Here is a 7,339-nt window from a genome sequence, read left to right as displayed (position 1 = left end):
TTGTTTTGTGCGTGGCGGCCCCCCCCCCCCCCCCTCCCCCCCCCCCCCCCCCCCCGCCACAGGTGCCTTTCAGGTTACATAACGGATATGTAATTTGCGCGCCACCGTCATGAAAGGTTCGGATTGTTACCTTGACCTCGTTAGTTAATTAAACGAGGAATCAAGCATGAAACTTGTACAACTGAGTGCGTTTGCAGCGGCGTTGGTGATGTCTTCTGTTGTTTTGGCTGAAGGTGGCGGCGACAGAGTCTTTGAGAAAATGATGGCGGCCAATGACCGCTCGGTGGAGGCCTTTGTCGCCAAGGAACAGGCGCGTAACCCCGTCGTGTTGAATGAAAAGAAGGACGACAAGACCAAAGACTTGTAAGCGTGTCGCACTTGAACTAGCCCGTCATCGAATGCCGATGGTGGGCTTTTTTTTGAGCCTGGATTTGAAGGTATTGGATATGAAAGTTTTTAAGTTGATGGCGTTCGTCGGTGTGATGGCGATGTCGTTGAATGCGCTGGCAGAAGGCGGCGGTGACCGGACGTTTGAGAGGGCGCTCAGTGCCAACGTCAAAGCCATGGAGCAGTACGCGGCCAACCAGGGCAAACCTGCGCCGGTGGTGAAAGACTACGAATACGGGATGAAACTGGATGTGGTGAAAGTGGTGAGCGTTGTGCGGCCGCAAGTTGCTTGTGCCGTGGTGCCTACTGCCATGACCTATGAAGATTCAAAGGGCCAACTCAACACGATCAAATACAACGTGGCAGGCGATTGCCGCAATGGCGGCAGCTGACACCGCTTCCATCTGTCTGACATCGAATCCCCCTGTAGGAGCTGCCGAAGGCTGCGATCTTTTGATTTTGCTTTTCAAGATCAAGATCAAGATCAAAAGATCGCAGCCTTCGGCAGCTCCTACACAGTGCGTATTTCAATTCGGGATGTTTAACGGATGTGGCGCAAGTACAGAAGCTTCCCACAATGTTTTCAGGTTGTCCGTCGGACGTCCGCTCTCTAGCCTGTGTACGTCGCTGAAAATTCAGCGACCGGGCTTGGAAACCCCGGAGGTAAGAGAGCACAAAAGCGCCTTTCATAACGTATGCTTGCGCACCTTCATGGTGTGCACTCTGTTATGGCGGCTGTACGCGGGAGACCTTCGTGTCTGCCGGGTTGCTCTCTCCCGGGTTTCCAACCTGCGTACAGCTGCCACCCATTCGCTTGGAAACCGAATGGGCCAGCTGCAACTATCAAAGAGAGAGAAATATCATGAAAAAACCAACACCAAATCCTCCCGAAACAGAAGCCGACCCAACATCCCCCTACGCCACCATCGACTCCAAAAAACTCCACGAAGCTGCCGAACGTGCGCTCGATTACTACCTGAACCCCACCGCCCACGTCATGGCCACGCCCTACACCCCCAACCAGATGTATTTCGCCAATCCCAAAGCCGACACTGAATCCCTGCTGGCCAATGCCAGCGAATCATTGTCCTCGGCCACGGTCATGCTCGGTGACTTCGCCGCACTGCTGGAAGGCACCCACCGCAAGACTTTGCTGGGCATTGCGCAAGTGGTGATGTTGGGAGAGCTGGCGGTAAATCAGGCGTTGGATAACGTCGAGCCGGCTGAATAACCCTCCCGCAACGCAATCCCTGTAGGAGCTGCCGAAGGCTGCGATCTTTTGATCTTTAAAATCAAAGTCAAAAGATCGCAGCCTTCGGCAGCTCCTACAGTGCTCAATCTACGCGCATAAAAAAGGCGCCCCGAAGGACGCCAAAAGATTCACCTCTTACCAAAGGAGCAAGGAGCTTCTAAAGGTGAATTTGCATTAGCCGCGAAGTCAGAGAATCGCCAGCGGATACTCGACAATCACCCGCACTTCATCCAGATCCGACTCAAACGCCGTGGCGCGGGTGGTGGCCTGGCGCAGACGCAGAGACATGTCTTTCAGCGAGCCGCTCTGCACCACGTATTTGACTTCGATGTCGCGCTCCCAGCGCTTCTGGTCAGTCAGCGGGTTGCCGTCGGCATCGCGGCGCATGTACACGGCGTTGGCGTTGGAATAGTCGGCGTCGGTGCCACGGGCGTAACGGGTCATGAACGACAAACCCGGCACGCCATAGCTGTTCATGTCGAGGTCGTAACGCACCATCCACGAACGTTCCTTGGGCGAGTTGAAGTCGCTGTACTGGATGGAGTTGTCGAGGAAGATCGAGTCGGACTGGCGCAGGTAATCGAAGTCGTCGTTACCGTTGTTGCGCTGGTGCGATAACGCAACGGAGTGGGCGCCGAGTTTCACTCCGACACGGCCGCTCCAGATGTTGTTGTCGAATTCGCCGAGCAGTTGTTTGCCTTCGTCGACCGCCTTGTAATAGTTCAGGCCACCGAACAGCGACAGGTCGTCCGACAGCGGATAAGTCCATGCGGTGCCGGCGTAGTACTGATTCCAGGCGTCCTTGAGGCGACTGGAATACAGGCTGAAACTGAGGTTTTTGTTCAGCGTGTAGTCGCCACCGAAATAGCCGACCCACGGCGAATTGACTGGACCGGCGTAGAAGGTCGCGAAGTTTTCGCGCATGTTGCTGGACACCGGTTGGCTCATCGCATGCAGGCGACCGCCCTGTACCGACAGACCTTCGATACTGGTGTTGGTGGCCGTGACACCCCGGAAGCTTTCCGGCAACAGTCGGGAGTCACCCGCCGCAACCACCGGGTTGGCGGGGAACACATCGCCGACCTTGATCACGGTATCGAAGGCGCGCACTTTGGCGGCGCCACCGACCTTGGTGTATTCATCCCGCGCCTGACCATCGCTGTCGACCGGCAACACGTCGAAAGAACTACGGCCACCGTTGCGCCCGTCACCGGTATCGAGTTTCAAGCCGATCATCGCAAACGCATCCACACCGACCCCGACGGTGCCCTGTGTAAACCCTGATTCAAACTTGCTGATAACGGCGTGAGCCCAAGCCTCGGAATAACCATTGCCGGTGGGACTCGACTGGCCGTCACGGTGATCACGATTGAAGTACAAGTTGCGGTTGAGCACCGTCAGGCTGCTGCCCTCGATAAACCCCTCGGGTTTTTCTTCCGCCAACACCATGGACGGCCCGGAGCCGACAACCACCGCTAAAGCGGCTATCGACATTTTTGTATTGTTAACCATCAATCACTCCTTGGGTTCGGCAGAACGGGAACGTGCTTCGGCGTGGGTTTTATTGTTCGACGGGCAAGGGCCCGCCGGCATGGTCGCCGGGTGACATCGTTGCAGGCTGCGGATAACGCCAAGGTGATGGGGGAATTACAATTTCGTCATGTGCGTCTGGTGTTGCCCGATCAGACCAAAACAGCCAGATCCGTGTATCGGGCAACCAATGGATCGGCGGTGAGAAGTTTCATGGGTTCTGTCATGGCTGTTGCAATAATGAGGCGGTCGAACGGGTCCCGATGGTGATGTTCGAGGTCCTTCACTGCAATGGCGTGTTCTGAGGTCACAGGCAGCTCGATGAACCCGCTGTCGAGGCAGCACTGGCGGATTTCTTCCAGGTCAACGTTCAGCTTTCCCAGCCCGACCTTGATCGCCATCTCCCAGAATGTCGCTGCGCTGACGTAAATGTCGGCAGCGCTCTCAATGAGCTTTCTGGCTTTGCCGGATAGCCTGGGGTCATCGCTGAGCGTCCAGAGCAAAATATGTGTGTCGAGCAGAAGCCTCATTCTTGAGTGCCTTCAAAAGCATCGAGCATGTCGTCAGGCAGTGAGGCATCAAAGTCTTCGGGGAGCACCAGTTTGCCTTTCATCGCTCCGATACGCTGGCCACGGGGCTTTCCCACCGGAACCAGACGCGCAAGGGCCCGACCATGTTTGGCAATCGTGATGATCTGCCCGGCGGCTGCGTCATCGACGAGTTTGGACAGATTGTTTTTTGCTTCGGCCAACGGAACGACAATCATGGTTTCTCTCCCATATTCTGGACAAATATAGCCAGAATATTGGGAGGCGGTAAAGATGCGCGATTCTTCAAGTGGGACGGGCGGTGATTTGGAGCGTTTCACTCGATGGGTCAGCAGCGTGACATTGCCTTGACGCTCAGCGGCCAAGGCGTCGAGGCCGTCTACCAGTTCGGAAAAGATGTCACGGTTCATTGTTATTTCTCGCGTTGATTTATCGATCCAGCCAGTCATTCAAGATAGAGCCAAGTGCGCAGCGCTGGATGTAGGACGAAACGGACATTCCCGCGCGAGCTTTCGGGGATTGCAGAAGGAGGGGAGGGCAGCGGTAACAAATCCCACAAACGCAAAAACGGCACCCGAAGGTGCCGTTTCTGTTTTCTACCGAGTATCGCTACGCGATCAACCCGCCAACCCCGATTGTTGAACCAGGTTCAGCAGCGGTTGTGGGTACAGGCCGAGGAAGAACGCCAGTACGGCGATCGCCAGCAGCATCACGCCGCCTGCACGTTGTTCCCAGTGCAGTTGCGCATCGTGGCGACGCAGGTTTGGTTCCATCAGGTACAGGGTGACCATCACACGCAGGTAGTAGAAGACGCCGATGGCGCTGCCCAGTACCAGGGAGCCGACCAGCCACCATTGGTGCGACTCGACGCCGGTGGCGATGATGTAGAACTTGCCGATGAAGCCCGCGGTCAGCGGGATACCGGCCAGGGACAGCATCATCACGGTCAGGACGGCAGTCAGGTACGGACGGCGCCAGAACAGGCCACGGTATTCGTACAAGGCATCCGCGTCACGGCCGCTGTACGGCGAGGACATCAGGGTGATCACACCGAACGCGCCGAGGCTGGTGATCACGTAGGTGACCAGGTACACGCCGATGGCTTCCACGGCCAGGCCCTTGCTCGCCACCAGGGCGATCAGCAGGTAACCGAAGTGCGCGATGGAGGAGTAACCCAGCAGACGCTTGAGGTTGCTCTGGGTCAGTGCCAGCAGGTTACCGAACAGGATCGACGCGATGGCGATGATGGTCAGCACGTTGCTCAGTACGCCACTGCTCGCCGCTGGCGAGATCTGGAACAGACGCACCATCACCGCGAACACAGCCACTTTGGAGGCCGTGGCCAGGAACGCTGCCACCGGTGCCGGAGCCCCTTCGTAAACGTCCGGGGTCCAGAGGTGGAACGGTACCAGCGACAGTTTGAACGCCAGGCCGATCAGCATCATGCCCAGGCCCAGTTGCGCGATCGGGCTAGGCAGGCCGGTGGCCGCCAGGGCCTGACCGATGCCGTTGAAGCTCAGGCTGCCGGCTTCGGCGTAGAGCAGGGCCATGCCGAACAACAGGAACGCGGAACCGGCGGCCGACAGCACCATGTACTTGATGCCGGCTTCCAGCGAACGCTTGTTGAAGAAGGCGTAAGCCACCAAACCGTAGACCGGTACCGAGAGCAGTTCCAGACCGACGAACAAACCGGCCAGGTGCTGCGCGCTGACCAACACCAGGCCACCGGCGGCGGACATCAGGATCAGCAGGTAAAGTTCTTCACGGTTGCCCGGGTAGCCCGTACCGCCATCGCCCAGGTAGGCGTGGGCGAGGGTCACACAGGCGAGGGTGGCGACCAGGATCAGCGCCATGTACAGGCAAGCGAAAGTGTCGATCTGCAGCAGTGGAGTCACGGCCAGTGGCGCGACTTTCAGGGCTGGCAGGATCGACAGCAAGGCCAGGTTAAGACCTGCCACCGACAGCAGGAAGGTTTGCGAGTGGTTGCGGCGCCACGCGATAGCCAGCATCACCACGATGATCGTGGCGCTGGTGATCAACAACGGCGCAAGCGCGATAAAGTGTTGAGTCGTGAATTCCATAGCGCTCTTACCGGGCCGAAGCGAGTTGAGTGAAGGCGGAGCCGAGCCACTGCTGCACGCCATGCATCGTCGCGGCAGAGGTATCGAGGAACGGTTGCGGGTACACGCCGATGTAAAGCAGCAGTGCCGCAAGCCCAACCACCATGATCAGTTCGCGACCGTCCATGCCATGCAGCACCGCGTCGGATTTCGACGGGCCGAAGTAGGCGCGGTGGATCATGATCAGCGAGTAGACCGAGCCGAATACCAGGCCGGACGTGGCGATCACGGTGACCCATGGCGCGCTGGCGAAGGTGCCGATCAGGATCAGGAACTCACCGACGAAGTTACCGGTCGCCGGCAGGCCCAGCGACGCCGCTGCGAAGAACAGGCTGAGGGCTGGCAGGTAGGCAATCTTCGACCACAGGCCACCCATCTCGCGCATATCGCGGGTATGAGTGCGCTCGTACAGCTGACCGGAGAGGATAAAGAGTGCCGCGGCCGACAGACCGTGAGCCAGCATCTGCATGACCGCGCCCTGCAGCGCCAGTTGGCTGCCGGAGTAGATGCCGATCAGCACGAAGCCCATATGGGAAACGGACGAGAAGGCAATCAGTCGCTTGATGTCGGTTTGCGCGAAGGCCAGGAACGCACCGTAGAAGATCCCGATCAGACCCAGGGTCATGGCGAACGGCGCGAACTCGGCCGAGGCATTCGGGAACAGCGGCAGGGCGAAACGCAGCAGGCCGTACGCAGCAGTCTTCAGCAAGATACCGGCCAGGTCCACGGAGCCCGCAGTCGGTGCCTGGGCGTGAGCGTCAGGCAACCAGGAGTGGAACGGTACGACGGGCAGCTTGACCGCGAAGGCGATGAAGAAGCCGAGCATCAGGATGTACTCGGTGGTCTGCGACATCTTGGTTTTCAACAGATCGGCGTAGTTGAAGGTAATCACGCCGGTGTCGTTGAAGTTGACCAGTACCAGGCCCAGGATCGCCACCAACATGATCAGGCCGGAAGCCTGAGTGAAGATGAAGAACTTGGTCGCCGCGTAGATCCGGGTTTTCTTGCCGTCCGAAGAACTGTGACCCCAGAGCGCGATGAGGAAGTACATCGGCACCAGCATCATTTCCCAGAAGAAGAAGAACATGAACAGGTCGAGGGCGAGGAACACGCCAACGACACCGCCCAGGATCCACATCAGGTTCAGGTGGAAGAAGCCCACATGACGCTGAATCTCTTTCCAGGAGCAGAGTACCGAGAGGACACCCAGCAGGCCGGTCAGCAGGATCATCAACAGCGACAGGCCGTCGAGGGCCAGGTGCACGTTGATGCCGAAGCGCTGGATCCAGACGTGTTTGAACTCAAGCGCCCAGGTCGGATCGGCGCCAGGTTTTGGTGCAAATGAATAGTCACCGTTGGCCCACAGCCAGAGGCCGAGGGAGAGCAGCAGGGACATGGTGATCAGCGCAATCCAGCGGGGGAGGGTGGCGCCGAAGCGCTCACCCATCCAGCACAGCAGGCCGCCGATGAAGGGGATCAGGATTAGCCATGGCAGAATCATG

The 7,339-nt window shown here is 58.2% G+C and carries 8 protein-coding genes; 3 read left to right on the top strand and 5 right to left on the bottom strand.

Annotated elements, in window-relative coordinates; all coding sequences use genetic code 11:
- The first annotated feature begins 166 nt into the window (after positions 1–166).
- The 3 genes from ACCC96_RS07610 (at position 167) to ACCC96_RS07600 (ending at position 1,618) form a co-directional block, all read left to right on the top strand.
- Complete coding sequence (locus ACCC96_RS07610; protein WP_413695366.1) at positions 167–367, top strand: co-regulatory protein PtrA N-terminal domain-containing protein; 201 nt, start codon at positions 167–169, stop codon at positions 365–367.
- Positions 368–446: 79 nt separating this feature from the next.
- Positions 447–779, top strand: a complete 333-nt coding sequence (locus ACCC96_RS07605) for a DUF2790 domain-containing protein (protein ID WP_413695365.1) — start codon at positions 447–449, stop codon at positions 777–779.
- 470 nt (positions 780–1,249) lie between these two features.
- Positions 1,250–1,618 (top strand): DUF6124 family protein, encoded by a 369-nt coding sequence (locus ACCC96_RS07600; protein WP_413695364.1) that lies wholly within the window; start codon positions 1,250–1,252, stop codon positions 1,616–1,618.
- A gap of 207 nt (positions 1,619–1,825) precedes the next feature.
- Here ACCC96_RS07600 and ACCC96_RS07595 read toward each other — a convergent pair whose 3' ends face one another.
- From ACCC96_RS07595 to nuoM, 5 genes are all read right to left on the bottom strand, one after another.
- The gene (locus ACCC96_RS07595) at positions 1,826–3,151 is read right to left on the bottom strand and encodes an OprD family porin (protein ID WP_413695363.1); all 1,326 of its coding nucleotides are present in this window, start codon (positions 3,149–3,151) and stop codon (positions 1,826–1,828) included.
- Between the two features lie 170 nt (positions 3,152–3,321).
- Positions 3,322–3,699 carry a type II toxin-antitoxin system VapC family toxin gene (locus tag ACCC96_RS07590; protein WP_413695362.1) on the bottom strand — a complete coding sequence of 126 codons (378 nt, stop codon included), beginning with the start codon at positions 3,697–3,699 and terminating at the stop codon, positions 3,322–3,324.
- On the bottom strand, positions 3,696–4,127 hold the full coding sequence (locus ACCC96_RS07585; protein ID WP_413695361.1) for a type II toxin-antitoxin system Phd/YefM family antitoxin: 432 nt from the start codon (positions 4,125–4,127) through the stop codon (positions 3,696–3,698). Before ACCC96_RS07585 ends, ACCC96_RS07590 begins: the two co-directional genes overlap by 4 nt.
- A gap of 207 nt (positions 4,128–4,334) precedes the next feature.
- On the bottom strand, positions 4,335–5,798 hold the full coding sequence (gene nuoN, locus ACCC96_RS07580) for an NADH-quinone oxidoreductase subunit NuoN (protein ID WP_007940882.1): 1,464 nt from the start codon (positions 5,796–5,798) through the stop codon (positions 4,335–4,337).
- A gap of 7 nt (positions 5,799–5,805) precedes the next feature.
- Positions 5,806–7,338 carry an NADH-quinone oxidoreductase subunit M gene (nuoM, locus tag ACCC96_RS07575; RefSeq protein WP_018925506.1) on the bottom strand — a complete coding sequence of 511 codons (1,533 nt, stop codon included), beginning with the start codon at positions 7,336–7,338 and terminating at the stop codon, positions 5,806–5,808.
- Between the last annotated feature and the right edge of the window lies 1 nt (position 7,339).

Source organism: Pseudomonas sp. Pseusp11 (genome assembly GCF_047304405.1).
Classification (GTDB): Bacteria; Pseudomonadota; Gammaproteobacteria; order Pseudomonadales; family Pseudomonadaceae; genus Aquipseudomonas.
Note: the sequence above shows the minus strand (reverse complement) of the source record. Positions and strands in the feature narration are given on the sequence as shown.

Coding starts and splice junctions, on each gene's coding strand:
- ACCC96_RS07605 (WP_413695365.1), top strand. CDS start 447: ATGAAAGTTTTTAAGTTGATGGCGTTCGTCGGTGTGATGGCGATGTCG.
- nuoN (WP_007940882.1), bottom strand. CDS start 5,798: ATGGAATTCACGACTCAACACTTTATCGCGCTTGCGCCGTTGTTGATC.
- ACCC96_RS07585 (WP_413695361.1), bottom strand. CDS start 4,127: ATGAACCGTGACATCTTTTCCGAACTGGTAGACGGCCTCGACGCCTTG.
- ACCC96_RS07590 (WP_413695362.1), bottom strand. CDS start 3,699: ATGAGGCTTCTGCTCGACACACATATTTTGCTCTGGACGCTCAGCGAT.
- ACCC96_RS07600 (WP_413695364.1), top strand. CDS start 1,250: ATGAAAAAACCAACACCAAATCCTCCCGAAACAGAAGCCGACCCAACA.
- ACCC96_RS07595 (WP_413695363.1), bottom strand. CDS start 3,151: ATGGTTAACAATACAAAAATGTCGATAGCCGCTTTAGCGGTGGTTGTC.
- nuoM (WP_018925506.1), bottom strand. CDS start 7,338: ATGATTCTGCCATGGCTAATCCTGATCCCCTTCATCGGCGGCCTGCTG.
- ACCC96_RS07610 (WP_413695366.1), top strand. CDS start 167: ATGAAACTTGTACAACTGAGTGCGTTTGCAGCGGCGTTGGTGATGTCT.